The sequence below is a fragment of the Mesorhizobium sp. B2-1-1 genome, from assembly GCF_006442975.2.
In the GTDB taxonomy this organism is placed as follows: domain Bacteria; phylum Pseudomonadota; class Alphaproteobacteria; order Rhizobiales; family Rhizobiaceae; genus Mesorhizobium.
The window spans coordinates 1,760,678-1,775,946 of sequence record NZ_CP083954.1; the positions used below are offsets into that span (position 1 = coordinate 1,760,678).

The 15,269-nt window shown below is 64.0% G+C and carries 13 protein-coding genes, 1 tRNA gene and 1 pseudogene; 9 read left to right on the plus strand and 6 right to left on the minus strand.

Annotation, left to right across the window (positions count from 1 at the left end; translation table 11 throughout):
- Nucleotides 1-51: 51 nt before the first annotated feature.
- Both FJ972_RS08605 and FJ972_RS08610 read right to left on the minus strand, forming a co-directional pair.
- Nucleotides 52-369, minus strand: a complete 318-nt coding sequence (locus tag FJ972_RS08605; protein ID WP_140513730.1) for a hypothetical protein — start codon at nucleotides 367-369, stop codon at nucleotides 52-54.
- Between the two features lie 129 nt (nucleotides 370-498).
- Nucleotides 499-1,248, minus strand: a complete 750-nt coding sequence (locus FJ972_RS08610) for a hypothetical protein (protein ID WP_224518923.1) — start codon at nucleotides 1,246-1,248, stop codon at nucleotides 499-501.
- Between the two features lie 369 nt (nucleotides 1,249-1,617).
- Here FJ972_RS08610 and FJ972_RS08615 point away from each other — a divergent pair.
- The 9 genes from FJ972_RS08615 to FJ972_RS08655 all read left to right on the plus strand — a co-directional run bounded on the left by FJ972_RS08615 (nucleotide 1,618) and on the right by FJ972_RS08655 (nucleotide 10,766).
- Nucleotides 1,618-1,707: transfer RNA gene (locus FJ972_RS08615), tRNA-Ser, on the plus strand.
- A 202-nt stretch (nucleotides 1,708-1,909) separates the two neighbouring features.
- Nucleotides 1,910-2,134 carry an alkylphosphonate utilization protein gene (locus FJ972_RS08620; RefSeq protein ID WP_140513729.1) on the plus strand — a complete coding sequence of 75 codons (225 nt, stop codon included), beginning with the start codon at nucleotides 1,910-1,912 and terminating at the stop codon, nucleotides 2,132-2,134.
- Between the two features lie 429 nt (nucleotides 2,135-2,563).
- Complete coding sequence (gene kdpF / locus FJ972_RS08625) at nucleotides 2,564-2,653, plus strand: K(+)-transporting ATPase subunit F (RefSeq protein ID WP_015315765.1); 90 nt, start codon at nucleotides 2,564-2,566, stop codon at nucleotides 2,651-2,653.
- Between the two features lie 22 nt (nucleotides 2,654-2,675).
- Complete coding sequence (gene kdpA, locus FJ972_RS08630; protein WP_140522468.1) at nucleotides 2,676-4,376, plus strand: potassium-transporting ATPase subunit KdpA; 1,701 nt, start codon at nucleotides 2,676-2,678, stop codon at nucleotides 4,374-4,376.
- 12 nt (nucleotides 4,377-4,388) lie between these two features.
- Nucleotides 4,389-4,619 carry a hypothetical protein gene (locus FJ972_RS08635; RefSeq protein ID WP_224518924.1) on the plus strand — a complete coding sequence of 77 codons (231 nt, stop codon included), beginning with the start codon at nucleotides 4,389-4,391 and terminating at the stop codon, nucleotides 4,617-4,619.
- Complete coding sequence (gene kdpB / locus FJ972_RS08640) at nucleotides 4,616-6,709, plus strand: potassium-transporting ATPase subunit KdpB (protein WP_140522466.1); 2,094 nt, start codon at nucleotides 4,616-4,618, stop codon at nucleotides 6,707-6,709. The genes FJ972_RS08635 and kdpB overlap by 4 nt, the downstream gene beginning before the upstream one ends.
- A gap of 12 nt (nucleotides 6,710-6,721) precedes the next feature.
- On the plus strand, nucleotides 6,722-7,291 hold the full coding sequence (kdpC, locus tag FJ972_RS08645; protein ID WP_140522464.1) for a potassium-transporting ATPase subunit KdpC: 570 nt from the start codon (nucleotides 6,722-6,724) through the stop codon (nucleotides 7,289-7,291).
- Between the two features lie 53 nt (nucleotides 7,292-7,344).
- Nucleotides 7,345-10,077 carry a sensor histidine kinase gene (locus FJ972_RS08650; protein WP_140522462.1) on the plus strand — a complete coding sequence of 911 codons (2,733 nt, stop codon included), beginning with the start codon at nucleotides 7,345-7,347 and terminating at the stop codon, nucleotides 10,075-10,077.
- Nucleotides 10,074-10,766, plus strand: a complete 693-nt coding sequence (locus FJ972_RS08655) for a response regulator transcription factor (protein ID WP_140522460.1) — start codon at nucleotides 10,074-10,076, stop codon at nucleotides 10,764-10,766. The genes FJ972_RS08650 and FJ972_RS08655 overlap by 4 nt, the downstream gene beginning before the upstream one ends.
- Nucleotides 10,767-10,782: 16 nt before the next feature.
- On the opposite strand, the gene FJ972_RS08660 is transcribed toward FJ972_RS08655, so the two are convergent.
- From FJ972_RS08660 to FJ972_RS08675, 4 genes and pseudogenes are all read right to left on the minus strand, one after another.
- Entirely contained in the window at nucleotides 10,783-12,219 is a 1,437-nt protein-coding gene (locus FJ972_RS08660) for an MFS transporter (RefSeq protein WP_140522458.1), read from the minus strand.
- A gap of 178 nt (nucleotides 12,220-12,397) precedes the next feature.
- Nucleotides 12,398-12,880: pseudogene (locus FJ972_RS08665) on the minus strand (DUF992 domain-containing protein).
- Between the two features lie 73 nt (nucleotides 12,881-12,953).
- Complete coding sequence (locus FJ972_RS08670) at nucleotides 12,954-13,961, minus strand: hypothetical protein (protein ID WP_140522456.1); 1,008 nt, start codon at nucleotides 13,959-13,961, stop codon at nucleotides 12,954-12,956.
- Between the two features lie 9 nt (nucleotides 13,962-13,970).
- Nucleotides 13,971-14,981: a hypothetical protein gene (locus FJ972_RS08675; protein ID WP_140522454.1), complete on the minus strand. Its 1,011-nt coding sequence runs from the start codon at nucleotides 14,979-14,981 to the stop codon at nucleotides 13,971-13,973.
- Between the last annotated feature and the right edge of the window lie 288 nt (nucleotides 14,982-15,269).

Here is a 15,269-nt window from a genome sequence, read left to right on the forward strand (position 1 = left end):
TGGAATTTTGACCTTTTGGAAAAGCATGGCGGGGTGCGATGCCCGTGCCCTTCAGGCGAATTGCCCCGTGCGCCGCTGCCGCCTGTAGCCGATGGCGTAGAGCAGCAAGGCAAGCACCGCGAACACGGCAAAGCCCGGCTGGTTGAGCACCCAGGCGATGGCGCCGTCCCATAGCAGCGGGCCGGCCTTGGCGCGAACGAAGCTTTCAAAGGCGGCGCGCGTGTCGGGCGACACGGCCAGCCAGCTCGCATTGAGCGGGGTCAGCACCAGTGCCGAGGCGGCCACAGTGCGTGTCGTGTCAAGCACCGCCATGATGACCGAAATCGACAGCGCGACCATGGCCGCGAGACGAAAGACAAAGCGAAACATCAAAGACCTTTCCCCTGGCCGATCCTCAACATCCTCCCGAGGATCTCCGGCGGTGTTCCGAACGAGAAATAGAGCGCGCAGGCCCTATTCGCAATCACGGCACGCGAATTGAATCGCGGCCGACGCAGCCTAGCCGGCCGGCCTGCGCTTGCGCCGGTTGGCGAGCCAGACGGCGAGAATGCCGCCGGCAATGGCGCCGACCACCAGCCCGGCCAGGCCGATGAATGCGGCGAAGTAGCCGCACGCACCCTCAAAGCAACTCACGTCGGTGACATCGGCGATGAGCGAACCGGCCAGGAAACCGCCCACCGAGCCGACGACCGCGCCGAGGATGATGCCGAGCAGCGCGGCGACAATGGAAACGAAGACCGACGGCGCTTCGGCTCGCGGCTTGGCATAAACGGTCTCGGCGCCGGAGCCGCGGCGCAACAGGTAGATGCAAAGCAGGCCGATGGCGATCTCGGCGGCGGTGATGGCCAGGCTTCTGGCGGAGAAGACGAAGCCCGGCACGGCAAGTGCGTAAGCGTGACTTGCCAGCAGCCATATGATCGTGGCGGCCTGCCAGATGGTGAAGTGGCTGGGGAAGCGCGCCGAACGGCCGAAGGCGAGGCCGAGCAGGTAAAGTCCCCATAGGATGGTGATGACGTCGGCGACGAGCCCGCTGAAGAGGAAATAGAAAACGGCGTCCGGCAGGCCTGAACTCCCCACCAGCCACAAGGCCGACGCCAGCCAATAGACCGACAGGGCCATGACGATAACGAGCCAGCCCACCGGGACGTAGGAAAGTCCGCTGTCCGGATGTCGGGCCGGGACATTTCCCTCGGCGGGTGGCTGTCCGTTGCCAGGCGTACCGCCCGGAATTCCGCTGCTTGACGTCATGTTGCGACGATGCCCCCCGCAAAGCCTTTCGGACACTCGACAGGCCGCTCGGGACGAAGTCAAGCGCGGCTGGCCTCGCAGCCTTGCCCGTGCACGTCATCAAGCAGCGATTGAAGTGGCGGGACTCCAAACGGATGTGCCGGCGGCCCCCATGAACGCCGTTTGGCCGGCAAAGCGAATTGACCGCCGTTATGGCTTGGCATTCGGCGCCGGATCGACTAGATGAGCCCCGCGCCTGTTGCTTTGACGGCTCAGGTGCGGGCAGGGAGTCCGCTGGTTGGCGGCGCCCGGTGCGGAAGTTCCGCAGCCCAAAGGGAGAGCATCTCCCCAACCCGCGCGGCGAAACCGGCCGGCGCGAAAGGCAAGGACGGAGAGGTGGCCGAGTGGTTGAAGGCGCACGCCTGGAAAGTGTGTTTACGGGAAACCGTAACGCGGGTTCGAATCCCGCTCTCTCCGCCATCCTGCTTCGCTCTTCGAGCTTCGCAGGATTGGCTCAATCGACGACGCGAAGCAGGATGCCCTCCGAAGCTTCAGCGTAGGAGGGCAGGGTCATCAACCTTGCCGACCGGCTTGCACGATTAAAAAAGCAGCTGTCCGCACACGACCCGGTTTTGGAATTCCTGGTGATCTGGTAGTGGTAATCCCGATCACAGGAGATGGCATGCCGGACGATGTAATGGTGCGCGACAGCAACGGCGCTCAGTTGAGTGACGGCGATTCCGTTACGCTGATCAAGGACCTCAAGGTCAAGGGCACTTCGGAGACGATCAAGCGGGGCACGTTGGTGAAGAACATTCGCCTTAACGGTAATCCCGGTGAGATCGAATGCAGTACCAGGCAAGTGAAGGGCCTCGTGCTCAAAACCGAGTTCGTAAAGAAGGCGTGACCCTCAAGGCGGTCGAGCCGCAGGGGTAGAATGCGTTTACCGGCGGCGAGCCGTTTCGTCGGCCAACCTGTTACCCCTTACGACTGACGATATCGCTGGAGCGCCAGGACGCGTTCACCACTTCAAACTCATTCCGCCGAAAATCTTTATAAGATTCCTATTTCTTTCCGCTTTGCCCCGTCTCGAACCTTTATGGCGATCGGGACCATATTCCGCTTTGAGAAAAACGTCAGACGCCGCCACCAATCCAAGTGGGCGGGGCGTTTTCATGTAATCGCCGAGCTGCTTCGAGCGGGCGCAAAGTGGAAAAGTGAAAGCAAGGAACAAGCACAATGGACATCGTTGTTCTCGGGATAGCGGTTTTGTTTTTTGCCCTGTCCTTCGCTTACGTCAAAGCCTGCGACAGAATTTGAGCGGAAGGATCGGGACATGCTTGTCGATTACATCCTCGGTGGTGGCGTGACGTTGTTCCTGCTCGCCTACCTGACATACGCACTGATCCGCCCGGAACGCTTCTGACCGGCGCACGGAAAGCCAAATCATGACTATCAACGGATGGATACAGATCCTCCTCTATTGCGGGATCCTGGTTTTGCTCGTGAAGCCGCTGGGCGGCTACATGCATCGCGTCTTCACCGGCGACCGCAGCTTGCTCTCGCTGGTGCTCGGCCCCGTCGAGCGGGGCCTTTATCGCCTGGCCGGAACCGGCGACCAGGAGCAGCACTGGACGGGCTATGCCGCCGCCATGCTGTTGTTCAACCTTGCCGGTTTCCTGGCGCTCTATTTCCTCCAGCGCCTGCAAGGCGGCCTGCCCTACAACCCGGCCGGCATGAGCGCGGTCGAACCGGGGCTCGCCTTCAACACCGCGGCCAGCTTCATGACCAACACCAACTGGCAGAACTACGGCGGCGAGAGCACGATGTCCTATCTCGTGCAGATGGCCGGCCTCACAGTGCAGAACTTCCTGTCGGCGGCCACCGGCATCGCCATCGCCATGGCGCTGATCCGCGGCTTTGCCCGCGCCTCCGGCAAGTCGATCGGGAATTTCTGGGTCGATATGACCCGTGCCACGCTCTACGTGCTTTTGCCGCTCTGCGTCGTGCTCACCCTGGTCTATGTCTGGCTCGGAATGCCGCAGACGCTGGGAGCCTATGTCGGCGCCACCACGCTCGAAGGCGCGCAGCAGACCATCGCCGTCGGGCCGGTCGCCTCGCAGATCGCCATCAAGATGCTCGGCACCAATGGCGGCGGCTTCTTCAACGCCAATGCCGCGCATCCCTTCGAGAATCCGGACGCCATCTCCAACCTGATCCAGATGCTGTCGATCTTCGCCATCGGCGCGGCGCTCACCAACGTCTTCGGCCGCATGGTCGGCAACCAGCGCCAGGGCTGGGCGATCCTGGCCGCTATGGGCGCGCTGTTCATCGCCGGGGTCGCGGTCTGCTATTGGGCGGAAGCCGCGGGCAATCCGCTGGTCCATGCGCTGGGCATCGACGGCGGCAACATGGAAGGCAAGGAAACCCGCTTCGGCATCGCGCTTTCGGCGCTGTTCGCGGTCATCACCACGGCGGCTTCCTGCGGCGCGGTCAACGCCATGCATGACAGTTTCACCGCGCTCGGCGGCATGATCCCGCTCATCAACATGCAGCTCGGCGAAGTCATCGTCGGCGGCGTCGGCGCCGGCTTCTACGGAATGCTGATGTTCATCCTCATCGCCGTCTTCGTCGCCGGCCTGATGGTCGGGCGCACGCCCGAATGTCTCGGCAAGAAGATCGAGGCCAAAGAGGTCAAGATGGCGATGCTGGCGATCCTGTGCCTGCCGCTGGCGATGCTGGTCTTCACGGCCATCGCGGTGGTCCTGCCGAGCGCCGTGGCATCGATCGCCAATGGCGGGCCGCATGGCTTCTCCGAGATCCTCTACGCCTATACGTCGGCGGCGGCGAACAACGGCTCGGCCTTCGGCGGCCTCACCGGCAACACGCCCTGGTACAACATCACGCTGGGCCTCGGCATGCTCATGGGACGCTTCCTCGTCATCATCCCGGCGCTCGCCATCGCCGGCTCGCTGGCGGCGAAGAAGACCGTGCCCGCCTCGGCCGGCACGTTCCCGACCGACGGCCCGCTGTTCGTCGGGCTGCTGGTCGGCGTCATCGTCATCGTCGGCGGCCTGACCTTCTTCCCGGCGCTCGCCGTCGGGCCGATCGTCGAGCATCTGGCCGCCATCCACGGGCAGACATTCTGAGACGGAATTGTCTTGGCTGAAACGGAAATGTCCTGGTTCAACAACAGGCATCGCAACGATCGCCATCCCGCCGACAACGGAAAGGAGGAACGGCCTCCTCCTTTCCCCACCATGTCGACATTCCTCGGCATCGCCGCCGTCATGATCGTTCTGTGGTTGCTGGCCTACGGGCTTCCGCATCTTCTTTCGGCATCCGACCGCTCGGTGCCGTCCAACAACACCGAAGCTGGAGCTTCAAAATGAGCCAGTCGAAATCAGCCAGCATCATGGATGCCGGCATCCTGTGGCCCGCCATCGGCGGCGCCTTCAAAAAGCTGAACCCACGCACATTGGCCAGGAACCCGGTGATGTTCGTCGTTGCCGTCGTCTCGGCGCTGACATCAGTGCTTTTCGTCAAGGACCTCGCCAGCGGGCGCGGCAACCTCGGCTTCACCATCCAGATCATCATCTGGCTGTGGTTCACCGTGCTGTTTGCCAACTTCGCCGAAGCCGTCGCCGAAGGCCGCGGCAAGGCGCAGGCCGATTCGCTGCGCAAGGCGCGCACCGAGACCCAGGCCAAGCTCCTGACCGGCGAGGACCGGACGAAATTCAAGCTGGTGCCCGGCACCAGCCTGAAGGTGGGCGACGCCGTGCTGGTCGAGGCCGGCGACATCATCCCCTCCGACGGCGAGGTGATCGAAGGCGTGGCTTCGGTCAACGAGGCGGCGATCACGGGCGAATCGGCGCCTGTCATTCGCGAATCCGGCGGCGACCGCTCCGCGGTCACCGGCGGCACGCAGGTGCTCTCCGACTGGATCCGCGTGCGCATCACCGCCGCCGCCGGCCACACCTTTCTCGACCGCATGATCTCGCTGGTCGAGGGCGCCGAGCGCCAGAAGACCCCGAATGAGATCGCGCTCAACATCCTGCTGGTCGGCATGACGCTGATCTTCGTGCTGGCCACCGCTACCATCCCGAGCTTCGCTTCCTATTCGGGGGGCTATATCCCGGTCACGGTGCTCGTCGCTTTGTTCGTGACCTTGATCCCGACCACTATCGGCGCGCTTTTGTCGGCCATCGGCATCGCCGGCATGGACCGTCTGGTGCGCTTCAATGTGCTCGCCATGTCCGGCCGCGCCGTGGAGGCGGCCGGCGACGTCGACACGCTTTTGCTCGACAAGACCGGCACGATCACGCTCGGCAACCGCCAGGCGACCGAATTCCGCCCGGTGAAGGGCGTCACCGAGCAGGAACTGGCCGATGCGGCACAGCTTGCCTCGCTCGCCGACGAAACGCCGGAAGGCCGCTCGATCGTCGTGCTGGCCAAGGAGAAATACGCCATCCGCGCCCGCGACATGGCGACACTGCACGCCACCTTCGTGCCCTTCACCGCGCAGACCCGGATGAGCGGCGTCGACATAGACGGCTCCTCCGTGCGCAAGGGCGCGGTCGATTCCGTGCTCGCCCATGTCAACCAGTCGACCGTCGCCAGCCACGCAACGCGCCCGAACAGCGATACGATCAGGGATCTCCAGGCGATCGCCGACGAGGTCGCCAAATCGGGCGGCACGCCGCTTGCGGTCGAGCGCGACGGACGCCTGCTCGGCATCGTGCACCTCAAGGACATCGTCAAGGGCGGCATCCGCGAACGCTTCGCCGAGCTGCGCAGCATGGGCATACGCACGGTGATGATCACAGGGGACAATCCGATGACGGCGGCGGCCATCGCGGCCGAAGCCGGCGTCGACGACTTCCTTGCCCAGGCGACGCCGGAGGACAAGCTGAAACTGATCCGCGACGAGCAGGCCAAGGGCAAGCTGGTCGCCATGTGCGGCGACGGCACCAACGACGCGCCGGCCCTTGCCCAGGCCGACGTCGGCGTCGCCATGAACACCGGCACGGTGGCCGCGCGGGAAGCAGGCAACATGGTGGACTTGGACTCCGATCCGACCAAGCTGATCGAGATCGTCGAGATCGGCAAGGCGCTGCTGATGACGCGCGGTTCGCTGACCACCTTCTCCATCGCCAATGACGTGGCCAAGTACTTCGCCATCATCCCGGCCATGTTCGCCGTGTTCTACGTCGCACCCGGCCACACCACAGGTCCGCTGCAGGCGCTCAACATCATGCATCTGGCGACGCCGCAGAGCGCCATCCTGTCGGCCATCATCTTCAACGCGCTGATCATCATCGCGCTGATCCCGCTGTCGCTGCGCGGCGTCAAATACCGGGCAATCGGCGCCGGGGCGCTGCTCAGCCGCAACCTGCTCGTCTACGGCCTCGGCGGCATCATCGTGCCGTTCGCCGGCATCAAGATTATCGACATGGCCGTCACGGCCCTCGGCCTTGCATAAGGGATCACTCCGATGCTCAAGCAAATCAGACCCGCGATCGCCATGATAGTCTTCTTCACCGTGCTGACCGGGCTCATCTATCCCCTCGGCATGACCGGCATCGCCCAGGCGCTGTTCCCGAAACAGGCCAATGGCAGCCTGATCGAGAAGGACGGCAAGGTGGTCGGTTCCGAACTGATCGGCCAGGCCTTCGCCAGCGAACGCTATTTCCACGGCCGGCCATCGGCCGCCGGCAATGGCTACGACGCCGGCGCCTCCAGCGGCTCGAATCTGGGTCCGTCCAACCCCAAGCTGATCGAGCGCATCAAGGGCGACGCGGCGAAGCTGAAGGCCGAAAACCCCGATGCGCCGGTTCCAATGGGCCTCGTCACGACATCGGGCAGTGGGCTCGATCCTGACATCAGCCCCGACGACGCTTATTTCCAGGTTCCCCGTGTCGCCGAGGCAAGGGGCATCGATGAAGCCAAGGTCAAGGCGCTCGTCGACAGCCATGTCGAGGACCGGGAGCTCAGCGTGCTGGGCGAGCCGGTGGTCAATGTGCTGGTCCTTAACCTCGCATTGGACGACACAGCCAAGCAATGAAGAACAGCGCCGGGGATCGACACCGTCCCCGGCGCCGTTCAAACTGGATGCCGATGCCGGACGAGAGAAGCAACGTCGAAAACAGACCTTCCCCCGACGCGCTGCTCGAGCATGCCGAGCGCGAGGGCCGCGGGCGTCTGCGCATCTTTCTGGGCGCGGCACCCGGCGTCGGCAAAACCTATGAAATGCTGATGTCGGGACGCGCCAGGCTGGCCGACGGCATCGACGTGGTGATCGGCGTGGTCGAGACGCACGGCCGCAAGGAAACCCTGGCCCTCGTCGAGGGCTACGAGGTCATTCCGCGCCGCCCGGTCGAATACAAGGGACGCACCCTCGACGAGATGGACATAGACGCCATCCTGGCACGCCGCCCGGCACTGGTCCTGGTCGACGAACTCGCCCACACAAACGCGCCCGGCAGCCGTCACCCCAAGCGCTATCTCGACGTGCAGGAAATCCTGGCGCGCGGCATCGACGTCTACACGACGCTCAACATCCAGCATGTCGAAAGCCTGAACGACGTCGTCGCCCAGATCACGCGGGTCAGGGTGCGCGAGACGGTTCCCGATTCCATCATCGACCAGGCCGACGACGTCGAAATCATCGATCTGACGCCCGACGACCTGATCAAGCGGCTGGAGGAAGGCAAGGTCTATTTCCCCAACACCGCCCAGCGCGCCATCGAGAACTATTTCTCGCCGGGCAATCTGACGGCGCTGCGCGAACTGGCGCTGCGCCGCACCGCCCAGCGTGTCGACGAACAACTGCTCAACCACATGCAGTCCCATGCCATCCAGGGCCCATGGGCGGCGGGGGAAAGGGTGCTCGTTTGCCTCGACGCGCGTCCGGGCGGGGCGGCGCGCGTGCGCTATGCGCGCAGGCTGGCCGACCGGCTCCGCGCGCCATGGACGGCGCTTCATGTCGACACGCCTCGTTCGGCCGCCATGTCGGAAGAAGAGAAGGGCAGGCTGGCGAACCATCTGCGCCTCGCCGAGCAACTCGGCGCCGAGGTGACGACCATTCCGGGCCAGAACGTCGCGCAGGACATCGTGCGCTATGCGACGGCGAACAATTTCACCCATATCGTGGTCGGCAGGCCGACCCGGTCGCGCTGGCGGGAATTGATCGAGGGCTCGCTCACCTATGATCTGATCCGCAATGCCGGCGACATCAGCGTCCATGTCATCTCGGGAACCGAGCGCGATACCGACGCAGCATCGAGAAAGGTCAGGACGGCGGCCGAGCAGCGGCCATTCCAGATATGGCCATATCTGTTCGCCACGGCCTATGTCGCGGGCTCGCTGGCCGTCGGCACGGTTCTGGATCAGTTCCTCGACGTGCGCAATCTGGCGATCGTGCTGCTGCTGGCGGTGCTGACATCGGCGGTGACGTTCGGACTGTGGCCGGCCTTGTACGCCTGTTTCCTGAGCGCCCTTGCCTTCAACTACTTCTTCCTCGAGCCGCGCTACACGCTGACGATCAGGGATCCCGAGAGCATCGTTGCGTTTGCCGTCTTCCTCGTCGTTGCCGTCATCGCCAGCAACCTGACGGCGCGCGTGCAGCGCCAGGCTGCCGCCGCCCGCTCACGGGCGCGGGCCACGGAAGATATCTACCTGTTTTCCAAGAAGCTTGCCGGCGCCGGCACGCTCGACGACGTTCTGTGGGTCACGGCCTTCCAGATCGCCTCGATGCTGAAATTGCGGGTCGTACTGCTTTTGCCCGAAAACGGCGCCATCACCGTCAAGGCGGGCTATCCGCCCGACGATACGCTGGCCGAGGCCGATATCGCCGCCGCCCGCTGGGCCTGGGAGCACGATCGCGCCGCCGGCCGCGGCGCCGATACGCTGCCCGGTGCGAAGCGGCTCTATCTGCCGCTGCGCACCGGACGCACGGCGGTCGGCGTGGTCGGCCTCGACAACGACAAGCAAGGTCCGCTGCTGACGCCCGAGCAGCAGCGGCTGCTCGACGCGCTGGCCGACCAGGCAGCGGTCGCCATCGAGCGCATCCAGCTCGTCGCCGATGTCGACCGTGCCAAGCTCGCGGCCGAAGCCGACAGGCTGCGCTCGGCGTTGCTGACCTCCATCTCCCATGATCTGAAGACGCCGCTCGCCGCCATCATGGGCGCGGCCGGCACTCTCAGGGAGTTCGCGCCTGATCTGCCCGAGCAGGACCGGACGGAGCTGTTGTCGACGGTGGTCGACGAAGCGGAGCGGCTGAACCGCTTCATCGCCAATCTGCTCGACATGACCAAGATCGAATCCGGTGCGATGGAGCCCAATTATGCGCTGCATTATGTCGGCGACGCCGTCGGCACCGCGCTCGATCGCGCCCGCAAGATCACCAGCGAGCACAAGATCGAGGTCGATATTCCGCCCGACCTGCCGATGCTGAAGCTCGACCCTGTGCTGTTCGAGCAGGTCCTGTTCAATCTGCTCGACAATGCGTCGAAATATTCGCCGCCCGGCTCGACGATCCGCCTGCAGGGCTGGACCGACATCGGCTCCGTCGTGCTTCAGATCATGGATGAGGGATTGGGCATCCCTCCGCAGGATCTTGAGCGCGTGTTCGATACTTTCTACCGGGTGCGCAAGGGCGACCAGGTGCGCGCCGGCACCGGGCTCGGCCTGTCGATCTGCCGCGGCTTCATCGAGGCGATGGGCGGCACGATCTCGGCCGCCAACCGGACCGACCGTTCGGGTGCTGCCTTCACCATCAGGATGCCGGTGCCGGCGGAGTTGCCCAACATCGGCAATCGCATCGGCTCCAGCGCGGATCAGCCTCGATGACCAATTCGAACGTCAGGATATTGGTCGTCGATGACGAGCCGCCGATCCGCAAGTTGCTCCGGGTCGGCCTCGCCAGCCAGGGCTACGCGGTCAGCGAGGCGCCGAACGCCAAGGCGGCTATCGAGCTGATGGTGCAGGAAAAATCGGATCTCGTGCTGCTCGACCTTGGCCTGCCCGGCATGAGCGGCCATGAACTGCTGCGCAAATGGCGCGACGACGGCCTCGATATCCCGGTGGTCATTCTCTCCAGCCGCGCCGACGAGGCCGGCATCGTCGACGCGCTCGAACTCGGCGCCGACGACTACATCACCAAGCCGTTCGGAATGAACGAGCTGGTGGCGCGCATCCGTGTGGCACTGCGGCACAAGTTCCAGCAGCAGGGCGAGAGGCCTGTATTCCAAACCGGAGATCTTTCCGTCGATCTGGTCAAGCGCATCGTCAAGGTCGGGGGCAAGGAGGTAAAGCTGTCGCCCAAGGAATACGACATTCTGCGCATTCTCGTGCAGTATGCGGGCAAGGTTCTCACGCACCAGTTCCTGCTGAAGCAGGTGTGGAACGATTCGACCGACGTGCAGTATCTGCGGGTCTATGTCCGGCAGTTGCGGCAGAAGATCGAGAAGACGCCGGACCAGCCGCGCTACATCACCACCGAGACCGGCGTCGGCTACCGCCTGCGCGAGGTCGAATGAGCGTTGCCTGGCCTGATTAGCCGACAGCTTCCGGCAGCCGGTTCGCGGTCGTCGATGTGCGCAGGGCGGCGACGCAGCCAATGATGCCGAGCGGCACGAAGGCGAGAAACAGCCAGGTTGCCACATCAGCCGCCGCGTCCCGGTTCAGGCCTTGCGAGAAGCCGCTGGCATTGGCGACGATGCCGGCAAGGGCGGCACCCACCGCATAGCCGATGCGCTGCATGGTCGGCACCGCGGCCGAGGCGATGGTCTGCTCATCTTCCGGCGCGGAGGCCACGATGACGCGCGTCAGGAACGGCCAGGCAACGCCGAAGCCGCCACCCTGCAAAAGGGCGCATACCAGGATCAGCGGGATCGAGCCTGCCGGGATGGTGTAGGCGAAACCAGCCAGGCCGGTGGCGATCATCAGGGCGCCGATGACGATGATCAATCTCTCACGCTCCTGTGGCGCGTTGGCGACAAGGATCGACAGGATCGACCAGGCGATCGATTCGGCGGCGATGATGTAGCCGGTGGTCAGGAGCGGAACGTGGTGCAGCGTGGTCAGAAGCAGCGGGCCGTAAATGGCAAAGGAACAGGTCGCCACCGAGAAGGCGGCGACCATGGTCATGCCGCTGCCGACCGGCGTGCGCCACGAGAACAGCTGCGAGGGGAAAAGCCGAGATTTCGGCTTCAGCGCATCGATACGGAAAAACAACACAAGGCCGACCAGGCCGAGCACCATCAGCAGCGATGAGCGCAGAAGGGCGATGTCGACGCCCGCCGAGGCGATCAGCACGACGGCGACGGCAAGGCAGCCAAGCGCTATGAGCGGGAAGGGTGGTGCCTTGCCCGCGCCGGCACTAGGCCTCGTCGCTTCCGGCGTGTCGAGCACGACGAAGCTCGCCAGCGCCATCGCCGCACCGCCGAACACGAAGATGCCGAACGCCCAGCGCCATGACAGAAGCTCTGTCATGATCGCGCCAAGCATCGGCCCGCTGAAGGCGGCGACGCCCCAGATCGCCGACATGATACCGAAAAGCTGCGGCCAGATGGCCCGCGGAAACAGGCGCTCCACCGAGACAAAAGCCAGCGACACCAGCGCGCCGCCGCCCAGGCCCTCGATCAGGCGCCCGGCCAGGAACAATTGCATCGAGGGCGCGGTGGCGCAGATCAGCGCGCCGGCCGCGTAAAGCAGCGCCGCGACCACCATGTTGGTGCGCAGCGCCACATAGCTGACCAGCCGTCCGGCCGCGGCACCGGCGACGATGGCGCCCAGTTCATAGATCGCCAGCGACCAGCCGACGAGCTGCACGCCCGCCAGTTCGCCGATCATGGCGGGCATGACGGTCGCCACCATCGTCTCGTTGGTGGCGTGCAGCAGGATGCCGAGGCTGATGAAGCAGAAGCGCGCGAGGTCGCCGCTCGCCCACAATGCGCGCCAGTCGACCCTGTTTGTGCTGATGTCGGTCACTTCGGTCCCTCGAATTTCATATCCCGATGCAAACGCATGGCGCCAGGAGCCGGCTCGGGGGTCCGGCAGGACCATGGTCGGATGGGTTTGTAGAACCTCAACCAAGCTTGAGCTCAAGCGATTTTTTGGACATGTTCGTGGATGCCCGCATCCCTGGCCGGCCGGCATCGCCGGCCAATCAGTTCTCCGTGCTGCGCAGCTGGAACTGGCTGACACCGATGGCGAAATTGATGCCGGTCTGGGTCTGCAGGCTGAGCGGCTGCAAGGTGAAGGACTGCGAGGAGCCGCCAACCAGCAGATTGGCCCCGGCGCCGACGGTTGCCGTCACCTCGGCGCTGGCGCCGACTTAGTCGCCGGCCAATGCGCCCGGCGCGTAGATGTTCTTCAGCGGCGTCAGCACCAGCCATCGCATCACCGCCTGCTTGGTCGTGCCGATGTCGAGGCCGTATTTGTTGACGGCACCGAAATAAGCTTCCGGCGCGAAAGTCTTGTCGGCAGGGGTGAAGGTGCAGCTCAGATCCTTGCTCGAGCCGAAGATGAAGCCGGTGCCGCCCGATATGGCGCATTCAAGTGTGCCGAGCTCGATGCCCTGGTCCTGTGCCTGGGCCAAGGCGGGGCTGGCAATGGCAACGATGGCAGCAAGGATCATTTTGCGTGTCATGGGCCCCTCGTGCATTCGCTGCAGCCATCTTTGAGGAGCAGATGACACTGCTTCGCGAGCGAAGGATGCCAGGTCAGTGCACGGGGTCCGGTCGGTGATCGTCGGGCTTTGGCCGGCAACCGTCTATGGCGGGATGTATCGTCCACTGGTTCTGAGGCTCCTGCTGGGATGCGACGGTCAATGGCGATCCTGCCGTCTCAACGGCTTCACACCAGCGCGCGGGGCTGCCGTCGGGAACCGGGGATTCGTTCCAGCTGCTGTTCCAGGTGCCGATCTTCTGACAGTGCTTGATGGGATGGATTTCGTTCCAGCCGTCATGTGCCGAATCGTAGACCCACGTTCCCTTGACGAACAGGATGTCCGCGCCGCGGCGCGTCGGATCGTTGACGTGAAGATCGCCGAGATTCTCGTCGAGATCCGTCGGATTGGCTGTGTCGAGCAGGCCGACTATGCCGCCTATGATGACGATGACCGCCGCGATGAGCGACAGGACCGCGCAGGCGATCCAGCCGAAGAAGGGAATGGCGCAAGCAACCGCGGCGGCCGTGGCGACTGGAATTGCCGCAAGGCAGGCTATCATGAGGTCGTAGACGCCAGCGCCTTCGAACTCGCAATGCAGCACCGCGGTCGGGTCGTCATTGGCCCATTGGCGCGCTTCCTGACCTTTCCAGTCGAGGCCCGCGCCCTGGATCGCAGGCGTGTTGGCGATCAGGCGTCCAAACGGCGCTATCTTTTCGGCCGTTGCCTGGTTGGTGAATTCGACGACATTGCCCGGCACCAGATTGAGACTGTAGTCGGTGTCGAACCGGTCCAGTCCCGACTTCTCCTCCGGCGGATCGACCTTGAGCAGCCAGCCCACCGCGCATTCGTCGCCACCGAGACAGATCAGCCGGTCGTACAGCCACCAGCGGCAATAGGCCAATATGGCCGCAAGCGCCACCAGCATGGCGGCCGGTCCGGGAAGGGCGCCCACAAGGATGAGCGGCAAAGCGACCACGGCCGCCGCAATGATCATCTGCCCGTATTGTTTGCCGTGGTGATTTCCGACCGATACGCATTTGGTGTAGTGCCGATAAGCCATGGCGACCCCCTATCGCTCGACATAGAGCGTCACGCCGCCGGCGAGGCCGCGGGCCGAGAAAGCATGAACGTTGATTGCCTTACGGCCGGTGAAACCGGCTGGCGGTTCAATATTGACAGTGACGGGGATTTCCTCACCCGGGGCAAGGTCCGCTTGTGCGGGCTCGAACGTGACAAGCCAGCCGGCGGGCAAAGGATGCGATTGACGGGTGTGGCCGACAGGCACTGCCGCGATGGTGCCGGGGAAGGTGCGCAAGGGCCGGCGACGCGGCCTCGGGCGAGGGCGCGGCTCACAGACCGGCAATTCAGGAAGGGAATAGGCATCGGCCTCGAGACGAAATCCCATCCTCTCCCGCTCGCCATTGCGCAGGCGAAATTCAAATCTTGCGGGCGAATGGGCGACACCGACGGTGGTGTTGTCCTGGCCTAGGTTGTTGTTCGGGTTCGCATCGTCGAGCCAGTCGAGCAGGACCTGGATGCAATAGTGACCAGGCGCTGCCGGAGTTCGCCATTTGACCGACGCGAAAGCCGGATGGTTGGCCCCGCCCTTGACGCCGAGATCGGTCCTGGTCTCATCGATCCAATGCGACACCGTGCCGATGCCGAAACTCAGATAGGAGAATTTCACCGGCAGATCGACGACCGGGGCCTCGGTCGAGTTGTTCCAGATACGGGCGACGATTTCATATTCGGTGTCGGGCGCCAGCATATGTGGTGCGACAGGATTGCCGCCGCTTCGGATCTCGATGTCGGGGTTGTCCCATGTGACGGCGAGGCCCTGGCCCATCAAATAATACTGCGCGTAGATCAGGGGATCCGGGCGTTTATAGGCGGGGTCGCTGATCTTGACGCAACGTTGCGGCCCGCTTCGGTCCAACCGATCGGGGAGCTTCATTCTTTCGCAGAGCAATCTGGCGAGGGCGCAGATCCGGGCAGCGATCTGGCGCAGGTTCGATGGCCACTCGGTGAACGCGTCGGCGAGCGCGTTCAGGAAATCCAGTACTTTGGGGAGCGGGTTCATGGCCAGTCCGCGGCCATTTCGTCAACGTCGCTGTCGACGCATGAAAAACCAGACAGCGGCAATCAAGAATGGTGCGAGTATCAGAAGAAGTTCGAAGGATCCCGACCCGCCATCGGGCGAAAATCCGAATAACTGCTCGATGAAATCCATCACGGCCTCCGGCAGCTGCAACAAAATTGCATTCGACGATGTCTTTACATCTGCCGGAGCTCGCGCGCATTTTCGCGCAGAGCCAGCAACATTTCCGGTTGGTAGCACAGAACGAGCAAGTCTTCCATCGGCAATAAT